Origin of the sequence: Bacteroides sp. 14(A) (assembly GCF_000526555.1) — a bacterium.
In the GTDB taxonomy this organism is placed as follows: domain Bacteria; phylum Bacteroidota; class Bacteroidia; order Bacteroidales; family Bacteroidaceae; genus Bacteroides; species Bacteroides cellulosilyticus.
Window position 1 is genome coordinate 1,147,826 of the sequence record NZ_JAGH01000002.1, and the last position, 21,824, is coordinate 1,169,649.

The window sequence follows — 21,824 nt, forward strand, 5'->3', positions numbered from 1 at the left end:
GATATGATTCGTTTGTTACTTTTCGGTTTACTATAGTTATTCAAAAAATATACTATAGTAAACCGAATTTCTATTAGGCAATAATAACAAGTAAGATTAGGTAGAAAAAAATATAAAGTAGCCAATCGATCTTCTTTCAATGCTTGTATCAATGAGCGAATACCGCGTTCTTAATTCCTTACAATAAAAAAGCTTCCCAATCATCATCACCTGAATACGGGTGATGGCGATTGGGAAGCCAGGGAGAACTAAGCGATGCGGAATATGCGAATGGAAAAGTACGAATGGATTAGTATTCGTCGCTCAGGGAAATAACTTTTAATTGTTTTTTAAATGCAGGCTGCGGTAAATCGGTATAGACATTCACTTTCACAGAACCGCCGGGCAATATATCGAAGTAATTGTCGCTGAATGAACTGTCCACATCGCCGATGGTTATGAATACGGCACGGGCAAAGTTGTCGCTGTTGAGGGTCAGTTCGAAACCGCCTTCGATGGGCTCTATGCTCGAAGTGATAGCAGCTTTGGGATAGTTCACTTCTTTCTGTTTCACGAGGAAGTAGTTATTGGCATAACTGTTTTTCCCTTTGTCGGTCAGCAGGACGGCATGAACGAATACATCTTCTTTAGGTGTGTTTTTTAAGGCTTCACCCAAAGGAACCGAGAATACCGTCTGGCTACTGTTGGCGTCTATCTTTATATTTCGTTTGTAACTGTTCACTTTCTCTCCTGTCAGTTTCATAACTTCTACCTGGAGCGTGCCGTTGCAGGATTTGAGGCGGTCGGAAACCACCTGGATGTTCAATACTTCGCCTTCGTCGGTGATGGGAGAAACGAGGATGTCACGGTAAACCTTGCGGGCAAAGTAATGCTGCGCTTTCCAGCGACCGTAGTAGTCGCGGCTTGCCCAGGAAGCCACGGGCCAGCAGTCGTTGTGTTGCCAGAAGAGCGTTCCCATGCAGTAGGGCATATCCCGGCGATGTGCCTCGATGGCTGTTTTGATGGCATCTCCTTGCAGCACGTGGTTCATGTAGAGGAAGGCTTCGAAGTTTTTGGGTTTGCGATATTCGTTCAGCAGATAAGTCTCAATCAGTTGGTTGGCGTGCATGCCTCCGCGCTGATGGGACATCATGACTTCCGAATAGATATCCCAGTCCTCTTCACAGGGAGCGTAGCGCTTCACGGATTCAAATTCGGGGAAGGATTGGAAGCCATATTCGCTGAAAAAACGGCTTCGTTCTTTGTTGTACGTCTCGATGGGCTTTTTGCCATGCCACACATCCCAGTAGTGGCGGTCGCCGTTGTGGTCATCGCTGCCGCCGTCTTCACGGGCGAAAGGGGAAGAAGGCCAATAGAAGCTCTCGGGTGCGTATTCCTTCACAACTTCGGGAAGGGTGACGTAATACTGATCGGTGAACTGTTTCCAGATCTTCTTTTCATATTCCGGATTCTGCGCCTTGTATCGTTTCTGCCAACCCCAGTTGAACCAGGCGTCATTACATTCGTTATTTCCGCACCAGAGGGCGATACAGGCATGGTTTCGCAGACGTTTCACATTGTCGATGGCTTCCTGGCGGATATTCTCCAGTAATTCCCCTTCAGCGGGGTAGAGGCTGCATGCAAACATGAAATCTTGCCAGACAAGGATGCCGTAGCGGTCGCAGAGTTCATAGAACAGGTCATTCTCATAAATGCCGCCGCCCCAGATGCGAAGCATGTTCATGTTGACATTGGCGGCGTCAAGGATTGTCTTTTCGTACAGTTCCGGTGTGACGCGTGGCAGGAAGTTGTCTTGCGGAATGTAGTTGGCACCTTTGGCAAAGACGGGGACGCCGTTCAGTTCCACATAGAAAGTCTTTCCATCCTTGTCCGGGCGGTTGATGATCTTCAGCGAGCGGATACCCACTTTTGTGCTCTGAATGTCGGATGTTTCGTTATTGATGGTAAGCGCAGTACGGAAGTCATATAAATGCTGCTCACCCAGTCCGTTACTCCACCACAATCGGGGATTCCGGATGATAAACGGAAGGGAAATCTTATTGTTTCCTTTGTGGAGGGAAACGGTTTTGCCTGCCATTACTCTGCCGGAAGCGGCATCAGTCACCGTAAGGGTGGCTTCGTCTATTTCCTTGTCCGATTGAACTTCTATTTCTCCCACGATGGATGCACGGCTTTTACTGACTTCCTGTTGACGGATGAAGACATCGCTGAGTCGGGCGTCGTCCCATGCTTCAATGTATACAGGACGCCAAATGCCGGAGGTCACTAAGCGAGGTCCCCAGTCCCAGCCGTAGTGATAACCGGCTTTGCGGGCAAATACGCTGACTTTCTTGTCGAATAATCCACCGTTTTCGGACTGGTCGTTACTGGCTTCGTAATGGTAGGGCAGTGCATCCCATTTGGGGATGTCCACCTTGATGGGAGAATGGAAATAGATTTTCAGGATATTTTCTCCGGGTTTCAGTTCCGCCTTTATGTTTGTTTTCCATTCACGGAACATGTTGTTGGTCTCCAGTATTTTCTTTTCGTTCAGATATACGTCTGCATAAGTGTCGAGTCCTTTGAATACGAGGTCTATATTCTGCCTCTCCATTATTTCGGGAGTCAGTTGGAAGGAGGTCTGGTAGATCCAGTCTTCCTTATCTATCCACTGCATACCGCGTTCGTTGAGGCGGAAGAAGGGATCTTCGATGATCTTGTTGTTTATTAAGTCGGTGTGCACCACTCCGGGAACGGTGGCGGGATACCAGTTGCTTAGCCGGGCTTGTTTGAATTGCCAGCCTTCGTTCAACTCTTTCCGGAGAGGAACGGCTATTAGCAGGGCGCTGCACAAGAGTGATGAGGTCAGTAGTGACGCTCGCTTCATGTTCAAATTCGGTTTTTTCATGACTGTTAGTTATTGAGTTATGTTGAATGTCGCTTTTAATCCTTCCCGGCTGTTGCCTCCTATCCACAAATCAAACTTTCCGGGCTCTACACAATAGTCCATCGCATAGTTCCAGAAGGATAACTGCTTTACCGGTAGCTCCATCCGTATGTGCCGTGTCTCTCCGGCTTTCAGATGAATACGCTCAAAAGCAGCCAGTTCCTTTACCGGCCGGGTCACGGATGCTGCCAGGTCGCGGAAATAGAGTTGCGCTATTTCGGTACCGTCCGTTCTGCCGGTATTAGTTAGGTCAAAGGTAATGATAATTACTTCATTCCGGGTATATTGAGTGGAGGATAATTGCAGATTACTGTATGCAAATGTTGTATAGGATAAGCCATATCCGAATGGGAATAGGGGATCTTTGCCTGCATCCAGGTAGAAAGAGGTGTTCCCCAAAGAAGTTTGTTCGGCACCCACAGGGATGGTGAAGATATTCTTTTCACTTCCGCTTGCCGGGCGTCCGGTACTGGTGTGGTTGTAGTAAATGGGGATTTGTCCGGTTTCCTTTGGGAAGGTTACGGGTAATTTGCCGGAAGGCACAACCTTGCCGAAAAGAAGGTTTGCCAATGCGGGACCGCCCATTGTTCCGGGATGGAAAGCATAGAGCAGTGTATCCGAGATATTCACTTCCCGTCCGATGGTAAGCGGTCGCCCTGCCATGACTACTGTAACCAGCGGTTTTCCCGTTTCGGACAAACGGTGCAGTAACCTGGATTGCGCCCCTTGCAAATTCAGGTTGGCAAGGCAATGCGCCTCACCGGAAAGTATGGCTTCTTCGCCTACGAAAGCAAGAATAAGATCCGCTTCCCGGGCTAATTCCACTACTTTATTGAATTGGCTGGTGGCCGTATCGCGTGAATAGTTCAATCCCGGGGCATATAGCACTTTGATGCTGTCGCCACTTATCCGGCGCAATGCTTGTAGAGGCGTTTGCGAGTATGAGGCATCACCGTCAAACACCCAGGTACCTAATTGCTCATGGGGTGCGTCCGCCAATGGTCCGGTAACGAGAATTGTCTTTATGTTGCTCTGAATGGGTAAAGTTCCCCTTTCGTTCTTTAATAAAACAGCCGATTGTTCGGCCGCTGTCTGCGCCGCTTCCAGGAAATCGGGGCGATAGAATGTCTCTTTTCTTTGGTCGGCAATGTATGGATGTTCGAATAATCCCAACCGGAACTTCAATCGCAAAATGTTTCTTACCGCATTGTCGATGGTTTCCATGGAAACTTTTCCCTCTTTTATCAATTGAGGGAGATACTTGATATAGGTTTCGCTCACCATCTCTATATCGGTCCCTGCATTTGTAGCTTTCAGTGCCGCTTCCTTCTCGTCCTCGCAGAATCCGTGGCGGATCATTTCGGAGACGGATGCCCAGTCCGATACTACCGTGCCCCGGTAATTCCACTCATTGCGGAGCACATCCTTCAACAGGAAAGGATTGGCTGAAGAGGGGATACCATCATTATCGTTGAATGCCGTCATCAGGGTGGCTGCTCCGGCATTGACGGCTGCTTCAAAAGGGCGGAGATAAAGGTTGCGGAATTGGCGTTCGGTGATGTAGGTAGAGTTGTAATCTCTGCCTCCTTCCGAAGCACCATATCCGGCAAAGTGTTTGGCGCAGGCAGCAATGGAGGTCGGGTGGTTTAGGCTACTCCCCTGAAAACCTTTTATCGCTGCAACGCCCATTTGAGAGACGAGAAGCGGGTCTTCTCCGAATCCTTCGGCTATACGTCCCCAGCGAGGATCATGAGTGATATCTATCATGGGGGCGAATGTCCATCTTATTCCTGCAGCGGAAGCTTCGGTCGCGGCAATCCGGGCACCGGTTTCCGCAATCTCCGGATTGAAACTGGCGGCTTGCCCCAAAGGTATAGGGAAGATGGTTTTGAATCCGTGTATCACGTCTCTGGCGTTGATAAGCGGAATACCGAGGCGGGAGTCTTCTACGGCAATGCGTTGTACTTCATTGAAGATGTTTGGGTCGGTTATGCTCATCACGGAGCCTACTCTGCCCTTGCGTGTTTCAGTTTTAAGGTATGGGAAGTTCTCACAGTGCAATTGGTTCATTTGCCCTATCTTCTCTTCCAGTGTCATCTTTCCGAGGAGTGCCTCGATACGCTTTTCTGTCTCCTTATCCGGTTTGTAATCAGTGGAATAACAGACGTACGGATGAAGTAAAAGGAAGACTGAAGTTACATAATAAAGGATGTGTCTGAACATATCGGTATGTACGTTTAAAGGTTTTATTATTCTGTGTGCAAATGTACAGAACATGCCTTTTCCGATATGATTAGATTTTGCTGTTTAATGATACTATTTTGAAGAGGAGGATTCTGCTGGGATATACGGGTATTTACCAATCACTACAGACTCGCACAGGTTAAAAGCTGATAAACTTATTGGTGGAATAAATTCCTTTTGGGATGGAAGTGAGTTTTCACCACAGAGTAACACAGAGTTTCACGGAGTTTAATCAACTTGAAATCAAAAGAATAGAACTCCGTGAAACTCTGTGTTACTCTGTGGTGAATGAATTCATTTAAAGATGTGGGATAATCGTAATATAAATACCCGTAATAATGGCCGAAGTGATAACCCCGGAAATATTCGCTCCCAAGGCATCTCCCAGGATAAACGAGTCCGGATTATCTTTGCTCACCAACTTCTGAGCCACTTTAGCCGTAGTGGGTACACAACTGACGGCGGCAATTCCGATCACCGGATTATAATTTCCCTTCTTGATAAAGTACATGATGTATCCACCCATGATGCCGCCGATACCGGAAAGCAATAATGCCACTATACCCAATACCAGCAGTTTCAGAATCTTCGGATCAAGTAACAAGTGCGCGTCACAAAGCACACCCAGCAATACGCCCAGCATAAATGTAGAACCATAAAGCAGCGGACCACTGACGAAATCATAGATATGCTTCATACCCGATTCACGTACAGCCACTCCCAGGAAGAGGGAGAAGAACAGCGGTGAAGCTACCGGGAACAGGAAACACAGCACCGCACACAGTACAGCCGAAAATGCCAGTTTCACTTTGGCATCATAATTCTTGGGAGCTTTCTTTGAAGTCATCTTGATGGCACGCAGGCGTTTCGGAACCAGGAGTTTCACCAGATATGGGTAACCGCCATAAGTCAGTCCGAGATACAGGTAAGCCACTACGGTGATAGGTACAAACAAATGTTTGGCAAGAGCCAGTGACGTGAACAGAACCATAGGGCCGTCTGCACCGCCTACCATGGCTACGGAAGCACTTTCCTGCAAGGTCAGTCCCAGAGCCGAAGCTACGGGGATAGTCAGGAAAGTACCCAGTTCGGCGCATAAAGCCAGGAAAAGACTGACGAAAGGTTTCTGTAACAGAAAGCCTACATCCAGCAATGTGCCTATACCCATAAACACAAAGCAGGCTATCAATCCGTTGCTGAAGGTGAGCGTATAGACAGGTTGCAGAAAGTCTATCTGCATCGTATTCATCAGGTCGTCCGTGTCCGAAAGCATCGGGTCGAGAAAGAGGTTGCCCAATGTGCCGTCCGGCATAAAAAGTGTTCCACAATTGATGGCGACCATACCCAGTCCCATCGGAATCATTACCATAGGTTCGAGCACTCCCTTCCAGCCCAGATATATAAGTAGCAAACCTAAAAGGATTAAAAATACACGGGCTGACGCGAGCAGGTAGCCACTTTCCATCATCGTTCCAAAACCTTGGAACAGGGTTGCGAAATCTATATTTTCCATATTGTTTCTTATTTGGTTTTATCGGCTGATTTGCCGGAGTGTTTCTTGTTTTTTTGATATAGCATCTCTTCTTGTTGATTCAGGTACATCATGTGTGTATCTTCGGGGTAGTAGTAATCTACCAGGTTGGTCTTGGAAACTCCGGTGCTTACTCCGTGGTAATATCCGTGATAGTCGGTGAGTTCCCGGTTTACTCCCCGGCTGAACTCTTCGCGTTTGTCATCGAGAAGTCCGTTATCTTCCATGGGGATGTCCCGTATCATGAGTTCTACCTTCTGGCGCAGTTTGCGCAGACGTCGCAGGCGAAGCAGCTCTTTCTGGTGTGAGCTGTAGAAGTCGAATGAGTCGGCGGCAAAGGCAATCATTTTGATGATGAAGGCCACGAAGAAGCCGATTACGAATGTAAGCCCCATCATTTCGAGGGTGGCTATTAATAAATCGAGCATAGTTATTGCATTAATTTAGAAGTGAATAAACAATAGACTGACCAAAGACACGCCAATGGCATGCCTCCGGAAAGATGATTGGTAATAAGTAAGGTGGCGGTTTAAATCAGAATATGTTTCAGCTCGTAGACGTAATACCCGTAAGAATAACGGATAGCGCTGGGAGTGAAAGAAAGACTGGCATTCTGTTCCACCGGTAAATGGGTGGAAAATATACGTTGCATCTGTTCTACAGATGGATGGATCTTTAGTTTCAGCAGCTTTGAGGGAGCACTGGCCTGATTGTAGAAATTCTCCTGGAAAAGGACACCATTGATTTTACGCTCATTATTTTCATCGTTGAAGAAGGGGCGGTGGGCAATGGTCGAGAAGTAATCGGTTGACATTGAAATGAAACATCCCGTTGGGGCAGGAGTGACAGAAGCATCTGCCGAGGCTTCGGTAAGCATCCGAAGTGCCGGCTGTTCCTCTTGCAGAATGGCGGACATTCCTAATGCGAGGCACATAAACAAGAATATATAGTGTAGATGTTTCATCATAGCGTCCGCAAACATAACAAATATCTTTGTGTAATGTTGTGTTCCCCTTCAAGAAAATTTTGTTAAATAGAGAACGGTTTCTTTGCACATGTTCTGCAAATGTGTATATTTGGAATAATATATCTAAATATATCGTAAACCACAATAACTCAAATTCCTATGAGCAGTAACATATTTCTGATTATCGCTGTAGTCACAACAGGTATTTTTGTGATACAGTTTATCCTTTCCATCTTCTTCGGAGACATTGATGCGGATGTAGACGTGGATGCCGACATCAGCAGCATGGTGTCTTTTAAGGGACTGACACATTTCGGTATCGGTTTCGGCTGGTACATGTATCTGATTGGAAATACTGACATTCAGAGTTATGTCATTGCCATTCTGATTGGTCTGTTTTTCGTATTTGCCGTGTGGTTTCTCTATAAGAAAGCCTATCAGTTGCAGCAGGTGAATAAGACGGAAAAGACGGAACAGCTTGTAGGGCGAGAATGTACCATCTACTTTAAACAGGGGGATGGCAGATATACTGTACAGGTGAGCCGCGATGGAGCCATGCGAGAGATAGATGTAATATCAGAAGCAAGTAAGTCTTATCAGACGGGCGACAAAACCATTATCATGACTTACAAGGAAGGAACACTGTATATTCAATAAAAACGAAACTCAAAAACATAGATTTATGACACAAGAAATGATGATTATGGCCGCCATACTCGTGGCGGTTATTTTGCTTACCTTCATTGGTATCCTTTCCCGTTACCGGAAATGTAAAAGTGACGAAGTACTGGTAGTATATGGTAAAACGGGCGGTGATAAGAAGTCTGCCAAGTTGTATCATGGTGGTGCCGCGTTTGTATGGCCGATTATTCAGGGTTACGAATTCCTGTCCATGAAGCCGATGCAGATAGACTGTAAACTAACCGGAGCTTTGTCTGCTCAAAATATCCGTGTGGATGTGCCGACTACTATTACTGTAGCTATCAGTACCGATCACGACGTCATGCAGAATGCCGCCGAACGTATGTTGGGGCTATCAATAGATGATAAGCAGAATCTGATTACGGATGTTGTATACGGCCAGATGCGTCTGGTTATTGCCGATATGACGATTGAAGAGTTGAACTCTGACCGTGACAAATTCCTTTCCAAAGTAAAGGACAACATCGATACGGAACTCCGTAAATTCGGTTTGTATCTGATGAACATCAATATCAGTGATATTCGTGATGCTGCCAATTATATTGTCAACTTGGGTAAGGAAGCTGAAAGTAAGGCGTTGAATGAGGCTCAGGCAAATATAGAAGAACAGGAGAAACTGGGTGCCATCAAGATTGCCAACCAGATAAAGGAGCGTGAAACGAAAGTTGCCGAAACACGTAAAGACCAGGATATCGCTATTGCTGAAACGAAGAAGTTGCAGGAAATCTCTGTGGCTAATGCGGATAAGGATAGAATCTCACAGGTAGCCATTGCCAATGCTGAAAAAGAATCACAGGTGGCAAAGGCGGAAGCCGAAAAGAATATCAAAATTGAACAGGCCAACACCGAGAAGGAAAGCCGCATTGCCGAATTGAACTCCGACATGGAAATCAAACAGGCAGAAGCCGGAAAGAAAGCTGCTATCGGACGAAATGAAGCTCAGAAAGCTGTGGCACAGTCTGACGCTGAACTGGCTGTGACTCGCGCCAATGCTGACAAGCAGGCCGGTGAAGCTGAAGCACGTTCGGAAGCTGCCGTGCAGACTGCCCGTGAAATAGCACAGAAGGAAGTGGAAGAAGCTAAAGCACGCAAGGTGGAGTCTTCTTTGAAGGCAGAAAAGATTGTGCCTGCTGAGATTGCAAAACAGGAGGCCATTCTTCAGGCTGATGCTGTTGCCGAAAAGATTACCCGTGAGGCGGAAGCTCGTGCAAAGGCTACTCTGGCGCAGGCTGAAGCTGAAGCAAGAGCTATTCAGATGAAACTGGAGGCCGAAGCTGAAGGTAAGAAGAAGTCATTGCTTGCCGAGGCTGAAGGTTTTGAGGCCATGGTACGTGCAGCGGAATCCAATCCGGCTATCGCCATCCAGTACAAGATGGTAGATCAGTGGAAGGAAATTGCCGGAGAACAGGTGAAGGCATTCGAACACATGAACTTAGGAAACATCACTGTATTCGATGGTGGAAACGGAGGGACGAGTAACTTTTTGAGTTCATTGGTGAAGACGGTTGCTCCAAGTTTGGGTGTATTGGATAAGTTGCCTATTGGTGAGACTGTGAAGGGAATCCTCCATCCGGAAGGAAAGGAAGACAAGCAGGAAACCAAGAATGAAGAACCGAAGAAAGACGAAAAGAAGAAATAATCAGATAACTTTCTCTGTCATTTAAAAAAGAAGCGAAGAATTCATTTCCCCTTGAAACAGGGGAGGAATTCTTCGCTTTTGCTTATAAAATAGTTCAGGTTTTTATATTCCTAGTCGTTCTTTCAATAAACGGTAGCCCGTCAGACTGACTCGCAGCTTGGTCCCGTTCTTTAATAATACTTGATAAGTCTCTTTCCCGAATAATTCAACCCGGGATATTTGTGTCACGTTTACAATAGTGGAACGGTGGATACGTACAAAATTGTTTGTCGGCAGATGCCCTTCGAAATACTTCATGGTTTGTTCCTTGATGTATTCGCCTGTTGGGGTAACCAGGGTTGCGTAATCTCCGCATGCCTGGATGTAGAGTAGTTCGTCCACTTTGATTATGTGTATACGTGAACCGTCCTTTACTGTAATACGGTCGATGATTTCCTCTTGTGCTTCCGGCTTTTCTTCTTCTGCTGCTGCTTGCGGTGCTATGAATTCTTCTTCCTGTACGGGATCTTTCACTACTATCAGTTGATACCACAAAATGATAGCGATCCAGGTTGGTACGCCAAACAACAAGCGGAAAGGTATGGTAGAAGCAAAAGATATATAAGGTATTCCCGCTATTCTTACCATAATGTCACAAATCATGAAGCTGCCCGCAATCCAGAGTAATATTCCTGCTGCGACCGTGATGACCTTTGTCTGGAGTATGGATACGTAGCCCACCACAAACCAGGCCAGGTATGCTAGTGCTGCAAACCATCCGATGGTCGTGATTCCGTCTATGATGGCCGGCAACCAGTCAACTCCGGCATATCCCCACGACAAAGTCGCCTGGATGATTGCCAGAACCAATGCCAGCACAAGCATCGGAAACCAACGGTAAGGGTAATCTATGATTGGATGTGCTCTCATAGGATTAGTCTTTTATTTCTAATCCGCCGAAGGAAATGTTTCCACGGATTATTAATGTACTTTCTTTATTAATATTCGCTCCCTGCCAACGCTTATCCTCGCATCCGCCGGCAAAAGCATTGCATTGGGGTAGAACGTTCCAGTCTGAAGGAATGTACAGTTCTATTCCACTACAGGTGCAGTCGATATCGATGTAGGTTTCTCCCGGTGCAAGATGCGTGTGGCGCAGGTCAATGACAGTTCCTCCGAATGAAGCCCGGATGCTGGCGCCTTTAAATAATTCGTCCAGAACGACATGGCGTACAGAGCCAAAAGCATTGTCGGAGCGCAGATACCCGTTTTCCGATTCGCATTGTTGCTCATTGTTTTCCATATTCATGTGCATGTGTCCGCCTCCTCTTTTGGCCCAATCCCGGTAATGGCCGTTCATGTGGCTTTTCATCCAGCGTTCTCTGCGACGAGCCTTTACAAAAAATAGGATACCCGCTACAATCAGTGCAACAGGCCAGACGATGGTCTGTGAATTTTCCGGTAGCCATGATAATCCTCCGATCAGGAAATAAACACCTATTAAGGTTAGGGTGGCTCCGCTCAGATAATGGCGGCGTGTCATCGTATAAATACCTAATATAATAAGAAGACTATGCCAGGATACCACTACATTGAATAGGTCATACGTAATCCACCCTACGTTACGGGCAAATAGTAATATTCCGGAGATGATGAAGAGCGAAGCTATCAGTGCCTTACCTGATAAGCCTGCATGAGACGGGAAGTTTTGTTTCTTTTCCATTGTTTCTATTGTTATTGATTCATATTCCATTGTCATGGGTTGATGGCTCAAAGGTAAGCGAATTATTCCTCTCCATATAGCCTTTCCGGCTGATTTCCGGTAGAAAAGCCGATGAGTTCCGGGTATGAATCGGTGAATTCGGATGATGAAATAGAACTATTTGATAAAAAAACAGCAATATTCTGCAACCAAACTTTATCTTCTTGCGTCTAATAAGTAAATGAATAAATAATAATAAGAACTATGAAAGTAAATTTATCCATGGATGATATCCGTACGAAAGTAGAAGAGTATATTAAAAAGGCAGGTCGTGCTACCGGTCGCCCCGTACTTACGGCTTATTATGTAATGACTGCCGATACGACTCCCGATAATGAGCGGACCAATATAATGCTTGCTTTGGTGGCCATTGTGTTTCCTACCAGTATAGAGGATGTTCTGGGACAGATTTTTATGGTAGGTAAAGGATTTGCTGCTGTTTATGCTTATAAAAAAGTGAAGAAATATATCACACCGCAGATAAAGGATAAGGTAGAGGCAAAGCTCGACGAGTGGTTCCATGATAATGTGACGGAGGTGGAGCCGCTTTATCTGGAGTAGCTCTCTATTAAAGGTAGAAACTGTTTTTGGGAGTATAAAGTGCATCACGAAAGTTGAATAAGAACTTTTACGATGCACTTTGTGTTTTTTATTTTTTAAGGTCTATAACGCAGCGAAAGCCTACTGTGCTACAACGATCAATGCCAGGATATAGTAATAATTGCTTTGCGGCGAAATCTGTTGTTTGAATACCTCCGTCAAAATACCAATCAGATCCTTCTGCTTTATAACTGCTGCCACCTTTAAGAATACAAAAACGATTACGTCCATCATTATATTCACTTTCAGTCATTTCCCATGTATTGGAACACATGTCCCATGCTCCACATGTAGCTCTGCCCAAAGGATACGCTTTTACAGGAGTGGTTATACCATTTGTATGTTCGTTGCAGTGTCCGGCTTGTATATTATTTCCCCAAGGATACTTATACATCTCTTTTCCAGCAGCGGCTAATTGCCACTCCTCTTCGCGAGGTAGGCGCTTGCCGGCCCATTTAGCATAGGCTCTTGCGTCATCCAGATCAACATATACAACAGGGTGTTGCTCTGAACCTACTGGTATTTCTCCATTCTTCCAATGTTTTAAGAAATTCTCGGGAAAACGAGGCTTGTAACCTGTGGCCTCAAGGAATTCTTTGTACTGGGCGTTAGTGACAGGCGTTGCATCTATTGCAACATGATTCACTTTAATGTGGCGCGAAAAAGTTATTTTCTGATGGGGGACAGCGGGACCTCTATTTATAAAATCATGTTCTAAAGACTGGTAATAGCCAATTTCTCTACAGTTAAAAACAACAGGAATTTCTCCTTCATAATTGTCTATTTCAACCATATCCTGAGGTATGCTCTTATATAGTTTGGTTGGAGAAACAGGCTTTAAGGAGGCTTTAATCTGGACAGACTTAGTATTATATGTTTTCTCTTGTGCTATAAGAGATTGAGATGAGAGGAGTTTGTCAAAATCTTTAGGTGTTTTGTCTTTGGGGAATGCAACTATACAACCAATACCACGTGGTATAATTTGTCCTTCAATCACACCTGATTTGTCAGGAAACACCTCTTCTCCTTTTACTAAATCATAATAAGCCCAGTCCTTATTTAGTGTTATTTGTAATAGAGGACCGTCTTTTTGTATATATGATCGATTTACTAATGTCCATAACTGGCAATTGTCATCATACCAAAGACTGGCGTAGACATCTGTTGCTAATGTATTATTAACTAAAGGTTCCCACTGATCCGATGTGAACATTTCTGAGAAGTAGTGCTGGATTCCATACATTGTTTTAAGTATATAAGAATCACGGGGAGACCAGCCAACCCATTGGCCAAAAACATTTTCCCAGATCATTATGCCACTGCCATTCATCCATGCTGTCTGTAGCTCTTTTGATTTATCTTCTGTCCAACGACTAATGCCATGTTGCATATGGCGAGGCTCAATCCATTTGTTACGTAATATTCCAGGCACGGGAGAATCATAAAACCATTGTGCCCAAGACATGTGATGCCTTGATATATCTTCGACAGGAAGGGCTAATTCACTTTCAAGAACCACCCCTTTTCGAGACATATCCAGCTTTTGGCGGAATTCCTCTGAACCACGGTCCATGGTATCTAAGAAGATGCCATCGGCCCCTATAGCCTTAATGATCATTGCCAATGCATCAATATCTCCTATGCTTTCTCTGCGTGTCCCTGTATCCCATGGGTTATAATTGATATATACTTTTACTCCTTTTTCATGTAGTTTATTTGCTACTTCCTTTAAAGCATTCAATCCACCCGGCATATCTCGATAGAAATCAAATTGATTTCTTGGGTCAAGACCAATACGAGGGTAGGCATGCCACAATACAACAATATCATACCCTCCAAATCTTTTTTGCCCTTCAACCAGTATCTTGTCTATTGTATAACAATTATTGTTCCGGTCATAGAATCTTTGATCGTACATCATTAAAAAACAGCAGTTGAATGATGATCTTATCCATTGGAAGTCTTCTCTGTCATAAAGAGATGCATTATAGTTGACTTTCTCATGAATTTGTTCTCTCCATTTTAGAAGAGACTTTTTAAAATGCTTCCATTGAGTGGTATCTGATGGTGCTGGTATAAGAGGAGCTTGAATAGGATCTAAATCTTGAAAGGAGTTCTTAAAAGATTTCTGTGCTGATATTGTAAACGGAAAGATAATCCCTAAGAATAATAATGTGCAGGAAATAATGACATGTTTTTTATGTATATCCATCTTTTATTAGTTTAAGTGAAACATTTATTTAAAATTTCAATAATTACTTGGATTAATTGGCCGAATAACGCCTTTTATATACTATGATTTATTATGGTTGATCTCAAGCTATAATGTGATAATGGCGCTTTTACTGTGAAATCATAATGCAAATATAATATATTATAACGAATTAGCAAAAATAGTTTGCTAATTTAAATATAATGTCTATATTTGCATCGTACTAATATGGTAAATAGTATGATTACAAGATAATAATCTCAAATTATCATATCGTTATTTGCAAAAACGTTATATATAAATATATGTCATCATTAAAAAAAATATCGCTAAAAGATATTGCTGAAGCTGCAGGAGTTTCAACGGCATTGGTTTCATTTGTGTTGAATGGGAAGAAAAAAGAGTATCGTGTAGGTGAAGAGACTGCTCAGCGCATATTGAAAATTGCGAATGAAATGAATTATCAGCCCAATCTTGCGGCCAAAAGCCTTCGTAGTGGTAAAACCAAGACAATTGGGTTAGTAGTCTCTGATATTTCGAATCCTTTCTTTTCTCAATTAACGCGTGTGTTGGAAGATGAAGCCACCAAACAAGGGTATACTGTACTTTTTGGCAGTTCCGATGAAGATGCGAGTAAAATGAATCATATCGTAGGTAGTCTTCTTAATAAAGGTGTTGATGGACTGATGATCGTTCCCTGTGAAAACTCAGAGAAATTTATAGCTTCACTTGTTAATGACAATATACCTGTGGTCTTATTTGATAGGTATTTCCCTGAAATAAATGTTAGTTATGTAGCTTTGAATAATTTTAATGCTGCTTATGTCTCAACAAAATATCTGTTGGATTCTGGATATAATGCTCCATGTATGGTAGCTTATGATGTTAATCTTATTCATATGAAGGAACGCGTACGTGGGTATAAGAAGGCTATGAGTGATGCAGGTAAGAAAAAAATGATAAATGTAGTCTTTCTGAAGCAGGACTCTCCTAAAAAATCTGCAGACCGTTTGCTCCCTAAGATGGTTGAGTCTGGAGCGGATGCATTCCTTTTTGGAACTAATATGATTTCGTTGGCTTGTTTATATACGATTAAGGATATGGGACAAGAGGTTATTAGTAAAATCGGTTTAGTGGGATTTGATGGCAATCCTGTATTTGACTTTTTTTATTCACCTATATCTTACATTCGGCAACCAATAGATGTTTTGGTGCAAAAGGCACTTGGTATATTAGTGGATAATATCTCTAATGGTAATACAGTACAGTCTGTTCTTGCAGAGGGAGAGTTTATAGAAATGGCTCCTTAGGAGAGTCTTTTTTTTTATATGGTTGCTTAAACGATTTAACCATTTATGTATATTGAACTAAATTAGTTGAACCATGAAAAATTCAAGATTAATTGGTGGAAAACCGAAAATTGGTATACGACCTATAATTGATGGTCGTCGTGGAGGTATTCGTGAGTCATTGGAAGATATGACTATGACTATGGCTCGCAAAGTAGCAGAACTTTATTCTTCGGAGTTGTATCATAGTGATGGTACTCCTGTGGAGTGTATCATTGCTGATACTACTATTGGCGGAGTTGCAGAAGCTGCTATGGCAGCTGAGAAGTTCCGTAATAATGGAGTAGGTGTAGTGCTCTCTGTAACACCTTGCTGGTGTTATGGATTTGAGACTATTGATATGGATGGAGAAATGCCAAAAGCTATTTGGGGATTTAATGGTACAGAGCGTCCGGGGGCAGTTTATTTGGCTTCTGCATTGGCTGGTCATACACAGAAAGGATTACCTACTTTTGGCATTTATGGACGTGATGTACAGGAAGTAACCAATATGGAGATACCGGGAGACGTAAAGGAAAAACTGTTGCGCTTTGCCCGTGCAGGTATAGCTGTGGCTACAATGAAGGGGAAATCCTATCTTTCAATCGGTAGTGTATCTATGGGTATTGCAGGCTCTATTCCTAATCCTGATTTCTTCCAGGAGTATTTGGGCATGCGTAATGAGTATGTAGATGCCAGTGAAATAGAACGTCGTGTTCAGTTGAGCATTTATGACCATGAAGAGTTTGAACGTGCCATGGCATGGACAGAAAGGTATTGCAAGAGTAATGAAGGGACAGATTTTAATCCGGAACATCTGGTATATTCCCGTGAAGAGAAAGATGCCCGTTGGGAATACGTGGTAAAAATGACCCTTATTTTCCGTGATATGATGATTGGTAATCCCAAATTAGCTGAAATGGGGTTCAAGGAAGAGTCAATGGGGCATAATGCGATTGCTGCAGGTTTCCAAGGACAGCGCCAGTGGACGGATTATAAGCCTGACGGTGATTTTTCAGAAGCTATTCTGAACACTTCTTTTGATTGGAACGGTATCCGTGAAGCATTTACTTTTGCTACGGAAAATGATACGCTGAATTGTACTTCAATGCTCTTCAATCATCTATTGACTAATACTGCACAGATATTTGCAGATGTGCGTACTTATTGGAGTCCGAATGCTATAGAACGGGTAACGGGTAAGAAATTGGAAGGTAAGGCGGCAAACGGTTTCATTCACCTCATCAACTCCGGTTCTTGTACGCTTGATGGAACAGGTTGTCAGACACGTGACAATAAACCGGTAATGAAGCCTTTCTGGGAAATTACGGAAGAAGAAGTGGAAGCTTGTCTTTCAGTAACTAAATGGTATCCGGCCAGTCGCGAATATATGCGTGGTGGTGGTTATTCTTCTCAGTTCTTGACTCGTGGTGAGATGCCAGTAACAATGTGTCGTTTGAATCTTGTAAAAGGTCAAGGTCCAGTATTGCAGATTGCCGAAGGCTGGACAGTAAACTTGGATAAGGATGTTTTCAAGGCTATCAATGAACGTACTGACCGTACGTGGCCTTCTACTTTCTTCGCTCCGCGCCTGACAGGTAAGGGATATTTCCGTGATGTATATACTGTTATGAATAACTGGGGGGCTAATCATGGTGCTATCAGTTATGGTCATATCGGTGCTGACTTGATAACTTTGGCTTCCATGCTTCGTATCCCAGTATGCATGCACAATGTCTCTGAGGAAGATATTTTCCGTCCCAGCGCATGGACTGCTTTTGGTGAAGATATGGAAGGCAGTGATTATAGAGCTTGCAAGAATTATGGACCTCTCTATAAATAAAAGAAACAAGCGTTATGTTGAAATCAACCAAACTGAAAAACACTCTGCTGGTAGGTGCAACTACAATACTTGTATCGTGCGGCGGACAAAAAGAAATCAAGATGGGAAGTTATGCTTATGATGCCCAGTTCTTAAAGGACCATGGCGTTGAATATACTGAATTAGTATCTGCTGATGGAAATTCTAAAGTGATGGTTATTCCTGCATGGCAAGGCCGTGTAATGACTACTTCTGCTTCTGGCGATGAAGGTGATAGCTACGGCTGGATTAATTATCGTTTCATAAATGAAGGCAAAGTTAGTTCTCAGTTTAATCCGGTAGGAGGTGAAGAACGTTTTTGGCTTGGTCCCGAAGGTGGGCCGTTCTCGCTCTATTTCAAGGAAGGACAAGAGCAGGTTTATGATAATTGGATAGTTCCTCCGGTACTTGATACTGAAGCTTTTGACATTAAGTCACAAGACAACAGCAGCATCCGTTTTGTGAAAGATACTCGTTTGACAAATGCTTCCGGTACTGCTTTTGATATGAATATTGACCGTACTGTATCGTTGATGGATGCCGGTGAAGTGGCTGCGGACTTTGACATCGAACTTGCAGACGACATGAAGATGGTGGCTTACAAGAGCGAGAATAAGATTACCAATACGGGGGACAATGCGTGGACAAAAGAAGGCGGACTGGTATCTGTATGGATGCTCGGTTGTTTTAATCCTACGCCGACCACTACTGTATTCATTCCTTATAAGGAGAATGCTGAAGGGGTTATCGTAAATGACGAATATTTTGGCAAGATTCCTGCAGATAGGCTGATAAAGGAAAACGGCATCATCTATTTCAAGATTGACGGGCTCTATCGCTCCAAACTGGGATTGCCGGCTTCACGCGCAACGGATTTATGCGGAAGCTATGATTCATCGAAGGGCGTGCTCACCATATTGTGGTGCAGTCTTCCCGAAACCCCTTCAATTTATGTAAACGGTCAATGGGGGCCTCAGGAAGATCCGTTTGCTGGTGATGTAATCAATTCTTATAATGACGGTCCGGTAGAAGACGGCTCTATCATGGGGCCTTTCTATGAAATCGAGACTTCCTCACCCGGCGCAGAATTGGCTCCCGGCGCATCGTTGGTCCATACACAGAAAGTAATCCATATACAGGGGAAGGATGAGCAACTGGCTCCCATCGTGCAAAAATTGTTCGGAGCGGATTTGAATGTAATCAAGACAAAGTTTCAATAGGGTAATTATATAAAAAATAGGAGAATTCGTATGGAATCGAATAAGATAATACCGAAAGGGATCCTCTTCTCGTTCATCCTGCTCACCACACTTTTTTTTGCCTGGGCTGTGCCGAACAATCTTACGGATACCATGCTTGCGGCTTTCAAGCGCATCATGAGTATGAGTGATTCGAAGACGGCCTGGATACAAGTGGTGTGCTATCTGTTAGGATATGGATGCTGTGCTGTTCCCGGTGCCTTGTTCATCAAGAAGTATACTTATAAATCAGGTGTAATGCTGGGACTTGGGCTGTATGCTTTTGGGGCCTTGCTGTTCTATCCTGCCATGCTCAGTTCGGGAGTGAATGTTGATTTCAGCTTCTTTATGTATCTGCTTGCAATCTTTGTTCTCTTTGCCGGGCTTTCAATCCTGGAGACATCTACCAATTCCTATGTATTGGCAATCGGTCCTGAAAGTACTGCAACACGCCGTCTGAATCTGTCGCAGGCTTTCAATCCGTTCGGGGCAATTACGGGAGTAGTAATCAGTCAGATTTTCATCCTCTCACAATTGAATGGAATGACGGCGACAGAGCGTGCTCAACTTCCGGCTGAGGAGTTAGCTGCCATCCAGGGACAGGAGCTGAGTGCTGTCACTACGGCTTATGTGGTACTTGGTCTGGTGATGTTGGTGCTTCTGCTTGCTATCCGGTTTACCAAGATGCCGAACCTCAGTGAGAAAGGGGAAAAGGTGGAATTTACTGCTACTCTCCGTCGCCTGATAAAGAACAGGAATTATGTATGGGGGGTGGTTGCACAGTTCTTCAATATTGGTGCACAGATAGCCGTATGGTCTTTCGTCATCCGTTATGCTATGCAACAACTTAATTTTGATGGTGTATTGGCTTCTTTAGGTGACTCAGCCTCTGCGGAGGCCGTTGTCAACGCATTGCGCGGTGTGGAACCGGTGGCCGCCGCATTCTATAACGGATGCGAATGGCTCGGATTGGATGACTTACTGCCGCGTACGGCGGAACAGGCTGCGGCCACTTACTATATCATGTCACTCATTCTTTTTGTGATCATGAGATTTGTATGTACTGCAATGATGAAGTATGTGAAAGCCTATAAACTTTTGATAGGTCTTGCCCTTCTTGCTGTAATGTGCTGTTTGGGCGCCATGTTCGGTAAGGGAAGTTTCGGAGTTTATTGCCTGATGGGTATTTCCGGCTGTATGTCATTGATGTTCCCGACCATTTACGGATTCGGTCTTACAGGTTTGGGTAATGACACTAAAATCGGTGGTTCATTCATGGTAATGGCTATTGCCGGTGCTGCTGTTCTGACTCAAATCCAGGGTATTGTTTCCGACCAGACGGGTAGTATTATGGCTGCATATGTTGTACCGGCCATCGCTTTTGCAGTGATTGCCTATTATGGTTTCTTCATTGCTAGAAAACAGGAAAGTGGGGATTGTATGTAGAAAACTTATAATTTAAAAACAAAATATCATGAAAAAAGTATTTTTATTCTTAACAACTTTAATAAGCTTGTCCGCTCTGACTATTGATGGTTCGGCTCAGATTGATAGAGGAGAATTAGGAAGTCTGACCACAGTCAAAGACGGATTACGTAGCCGTCGGATAAGCAGTGCCGATAAAACCGGTAATAACGGTGACTGCGTAGGGCAGTTTAAGCCGGGAGAAAAATGGAGCGTGGAAATTCCCGGAACAGGTGTCATCAACCACATTTGGTTTACCATCGCTCCGACAAGCATCATGAGAAACGATCTTATATTCCGTATTTATTGGGATGGAAACAAGTATCCCTCTGTAGAAGCTCCTATCGCTGCCTTCTTCGGAAACGGTTGGGACGAGAAATATGAGTTCATCTCTCTGCCATTGGCAGTTGGTCCAAGAGATGGTACGGGGCTTGCCTGCTATTTCCAGATGCCTTTCGAGAAGGGCGCACGTCTGGAGATTGAGAACCAGAGTGATGAGCCCTTGACTCACCTCTACTACTATGTGGACTACACCGAGATGGATAAGTTACCTGCCAATTCAGGACGTTTTCACGCTTGGTTCAACCACGAGACAACCGACGCTCTCCCCGAAGGCGAAACCGAGTGGGGGTTGGTTGGCACTCCGGGTTGCAATGTAGATGGTGCCAACAACTATCTGTTTGCTGATATTAAAGGTAAAGGACACTTTGTAGGTATCAACTACTATATCCACTGTCCGTCGCCTATGTGGTATGGCGAAGGCGATGACCTAATTATCATCGATGGTGAACCGAAGAAAGCCTTGAGAGGTACGGGAACGGAAGACTTCTTTAACACTTCTTGGTGTCCGGCAAGCATCTTTACGCATCCTTACTACGGCTATGCCCGTGTGAACCGTGACAACGGTTGGTTAGGAAGAACGCACGCTTACCGTTTTTTTATTGCCGACCCCATCTACTTCAACACCTCTCTCAAAGGTTCTATCGAGCATGGACATAATAACAACTTGACTCTAGATCTCAGCAGTGTCGCTTACTGGTATCAGTCCGAGGCTCATGAGTTACCTGCCGCTCCGACTAAGGCCGACAGAGCACCGAAACCATTCATCCGTGACCAAGATATGCATCGTTGGAGACATGAGTGGAGAAAGAACTTCGGCAATGGCTCTAAATTGTGGGGTAATGAAAGAAAGTAAAGTGAATTAAACGAGTATTATGAAAACTATATTTTTTATCTAAATTTAATGTTATAATATTTAATCGTAACTACTCAGTTATACAGACTTGCTATCATTTAATGTGGTATAATTAGTAATATGCTTCGTTTTGAGTCTTATTAGACTCAATTTATTAGAATCTTTAATAAATTATA

At 44.0% G+C, this 21,824-nt stretch carries 16 protein-coding genes; 8 read left to right on the forward strand and 8 right to left on the reverse strand.

Annotation, left to right across the window (positions count from 1 at the left end; genetic code table 11):
* Positions 1–289 precede the first annotated feature (289 nt).
* From K429_RS0111785 to K429_RS0111810, 5 genes are all read right to left on the reverse strand, one after another.
* Positions 290–2,887 (reverse strand): glycoside hydrolase family 2 protein, encoded by a 2,598-nt coding sequence (locus K429_RS0111785; protein WP_026367057.1) that lies wholly within the window; start codon positions 2,885–2,887, stop codon positions 290–292.
* A gap of 9 nt (positions 2,888–2,896) precedes the next feature.
* Positions 2,897–5,149 carry a beta-glucosidase BglX gene (gene bglX / locus K429_RS0111790; RefSeq protein WP_044096801.1) on the reverse strand — a complete coding sequence of 751 codons (2,253 nt, stop codon included), beginning with the start codon at positions 5,147–5,149 and terminating at the stop codon, positions 2,897–2,899.
* A 319-nt stretch (positions 5,150–5,468) separates the two neighbouring features.
* The gene (locus K429_RS0111800) at positions 5,469–6,683 is read right to left on the reverse strand and encodes a sodium ion-translocating decarboxylase subunit beta (protein WP_026367059.1); all 1,215 of its coding nucleotides are present in this window, start codon (positions 6,681–6,683) and stop codon (positions 5,469–5,471) included.
* Positions 6,684–6,691: 8 nt separating this feature from the next.
* Entirely contained in the window at positions 6,692–7,129 is a 438-nt protein-coding gene (locus tag K429_RS0111805; RefSeq protein WP_007211656.1) for a hypothetical protein, read from the reverse strand.
* 101 nt (positions 7,130–7,230) lie between these two features.
* Positions 7,231–7,668, reverse strand: a complete 438-nt coding sequence (locus tag K429_RS0111810) for a hypothetical protein (RefSeq protein ID WP_225979469.1) — start codon at positions 7,666–7,668, stop codon at positions 7,231–7,233.
* 159 nt (positions 7,669–7,827) lie between these two features.
* On the opposite strand from K429_RS0111810, the gene K429_RS0111815 reads away from it, so the two are divergent.
* Positions 7,828–8,325: a hypothetical protein gene (locus K429_RS0111815; protein WP_007219196.1), complete on the forward strand. Its 498-nt coding sequence runs from the start codon at positions 7,828–7,830 to the stop codon at positions 8,323–8,325.
* Positions 8,326–8,350: 25 nt separating this feature from the next.
* Positions 8,351–10,009, forward strand: coding sequence for a flotillin family protein (locus tag K429_RS0111820; RefSeq protein ID WP_007219197.1), 1,659 nt, complete (start codon positions 8,351–8,353; stop codon positions 10,007–10,009).
* Between the two features lie 102 nt (positions 10,010–10,111).
* Here K429_RS0111820 and K429_RS0111825 read toward each other — a convergent pair whose 3' ends face one another.
* Together K429_RS0111825 and K429_RS0111830 are read right to left on the reverse strand one after the other, a co-directional pair.
* Positions 10,112–10,918 (reverse strand): LytTR family DNA-binding domain-containing protein, encoded by an 807-nt coding sequence (locus K429_RS0111825; RefSeq protein WP_007219198.1) that lies wholly within the window; start codon positions 10,916–10,918, stop codon positions 10,112–10,114.
* A gap of 4 nt (positions 10,919–10,922) precedes the next feature.
* Complete coding sequence (locus K429_RS0111830) at positions 10,923–11,711, reverse strand: LiaF domain-containing protein (RefSeq protein ID WP_007219199.1); 789 nt, start codon at positions 11,709–11,711, stop codon at positions 10,923–10,925.
* 243 nt (positions 11,712–11,954) lie between these two features.
* Here K429_RS0111830 and K429_RS0111835 point away from each other — a divergent pair, with 243 nt between their 5' ends.
* Positions 11,955–12,311 carry a hypothetical protein gene (locus K429_RS0111835; RefSeq protein ID WP_022210482.1) on the forward strand — a complete coding sequence of 119 codons (357 nt, stop codon included), beginning with the start codon at positions 11,955–11,957 and terminating at the stop codon, positions 12,309–12,311.
* 88 nt (positions 12,312–12,399) lie between these two features.
* On the opposite strand, the gene K429_RS0111840 is transcribed toward K429_RS0111835, so the two are convergent.
* Positions 12,400–14,562, reverse strand: coding sequence for an SUMF1/EgtB/PvdO family nonheme iron enzyme (locus K429_RS0111840; RefSeq protein WP_026367060.1), 2,163 nt, complete (start codon positions 14,560–14,562; stop codon positions 12,400–12,402).
* Between the two features lie 305 nt (positions 14,563–14,867).
* Here K429_RS0111840 and K429_RS0111845 point away from each other — a divergent pair, with 305 nt between their 5' ends.
* The 5 genes from K429_RS0111845 to K429_RS0111865 all read left to right on the forward strand — a co-directional run bounded on the left by K429_RS0111845 (position 14,868) and on the right by K429_RS0111865 (position 21,648).
* Positions 14,868–15,872: a LacI family DNA-binding transcriptional regulator gene (locus K429_RS0111845; RefSeq protein ID WP_022210480.1), complete on the forward strand. Its 1,005-nt coding sequence runs from the start codon at positions 14,868–14,870 to the stop codon at positions 15,870–15,872.
* 73 nt (positions 15,873–15,945) lie between these two features.
* Positions 15,946–17,733: an L-fucose isomerase gene (locus K429_RS0111850; RefSeq protein ID WP_022210479.1), complete on the forward strand. Its 1,788-nt coding sequence runs from the start codon at positions 15,946–15,948 to the stop codon at positions 17,731–17,733.
* Between the two features lie 14 nt (positions 17,734–17,747).
* Positions 17,748–18,971 carry a DUF6786 family protein gene (locus K429_RS0111855; RefSeq protein WP_022210478.1) on the forward strand — a complete coding sequence of 408 codons (1,224 nt, stop codon included), beginning with the start codon at positions 17,748–17,750 and terminating at the stop codon, positions 18,969–18,971.
* Between the two features lie 30 nt (positions 18,972–19,001).
* Entirely contained in the window at positions 19,002–20,435 is a 1,434-nt protein-coding gene (gene fucP / locus K429_RS0111860; protein WP_022210477.1) for an L-fucose:H+ symporter permease, read from the forward strand.
* 28 nt (positions 20,436–20,463) lie between these two features.
* A complete protein-coding gene (locus tag K429_RS0111865; protein ID WP_022210476.1) occupies positions 20,464–21,648 on the forward strand; it encodes a glycoside hydrolase family 172 protein in 1,185 nt (394 codons plus the stop codon).
* Positions 21,649–21,824: the final 176 nt, after the last annotated feature.

What these genes read in the sequence shown, in the direction of transcription:
- K429_RS0111785 (WP_026367057.1), bottom strand. Translation starts at nt 2,887, where the DNA reads ATGAAAAAACCGAATTTGAACATGAAGCGAGCGTCACTACTGACCTCA.
- bglX (WP_044096801.1), bottom strand. Translation starts at nt 5,149, where the DNA reads ATGTTCAGACACATCCTTTATTATGTAACTTCAGTCTTCCTTTTACTT.
- K429_RS0111800 (WP_026367059.1), bottom strand. Translation starts at nt 6,683, where the DNA reads ATGGAAAATATAGATTTCGCAACCCTGTTCCAAGGTTTTGGAACGATG.
- K429_RS0111805 (WP_007211656.1), bottom strand. Translation starts at nt 7,129, where the DNA reads ATGCTCGATTTATTAATAGCCACCCTCGAAATGATGGGGCTTACATTC.
- K429_RS0111810 (WP_225979469.1), bottom strand. Translation starts at nt 7,668, where the DNA reads ATGATGAAACATCTACACTATATATTCTTGTTTATGTGCCTCGCATTA.
- K429_RS0111815 (WP_007219196.1), top strand. Translation starts at nt 7,828, where the DNA reads ATGAGCAGTAACATATTTCTGATTATCGCTGTAGTCACAACAGGTATT.
- K429_RS0111820 (WP_007219197.1), top strand. Translation starts at nt 8,351, where the DNA reads ATGACACAAGAAATGATGATTATGGCCGCCATACTCGTGGCGGTTATT.
- K429_RS0111825 (WP_007219198.1), bottom strand. Translation starts at nt 10,918, where the DNA reads ATGAGAGCACATCCAATCATAGATTACCCTTACCGTTGGTTTCCGATG.
- K429_RS0111830 (WP_007219199.1), bottom strand. Translation starts at nt 11,711, where the DNA reads ATGGAAAAGAAACAAAACTTCCCGTCTCATGCAGGCTTATCAGGTAAG.
- K429_RS0111835 (WP_022210482.1), top strand. Translation starts at nt 11,955, where the DNA reads ATGAAAGTAAATTTATCCATGGATGATATCCGTACGAAAGTAGAAGAG.
- K429_RS0111840 (WP_026367060.1), bottom strand. Translation starts at nt 14,562, where the DNA reads ATGGATATACATAAAAAACATGTCATTATTTCCTGCACATTATTATTC.
- K429_RS0111845 (WP_022210480.1), top strand. Translation starts at nt 14,868, where the DNA reads ATGTCATCATTAAAAAAAATATCGCTAAAAGATATTGCTGAAGCTGCA.
- K429_RS0111850 (WP_022210479.1), top strand. Translation starts at nt 15,946, where the DNA reads ATGAAAAATTCAAGATTAATTGGTGGAAAACCGAAAATTGGTATACGA.
- K429_RS0111855 (WP_022210478.1), top strand. Translation starts at nt 17,748, where the DNA reads ATGTTGAAATCAACCAAACTGAAAAACACTCTGCTGGTAGGTGCAACT.
- fucP (WP_022210477.1), top strand. Translation starts at nt 19,002, where the DNA reads ATGGAATCGAATAAGATAATACCGAAAGGGATCCTCTTCTCGTTCATC.
- K429_RS0111865 (WP_022210476.1), top strand. Translation starts at nt 20,464, where the DNA reads ATGAAAAAAGTATTTTTATTCTTAACAACTTTAATAAGCTTGTCCGCT.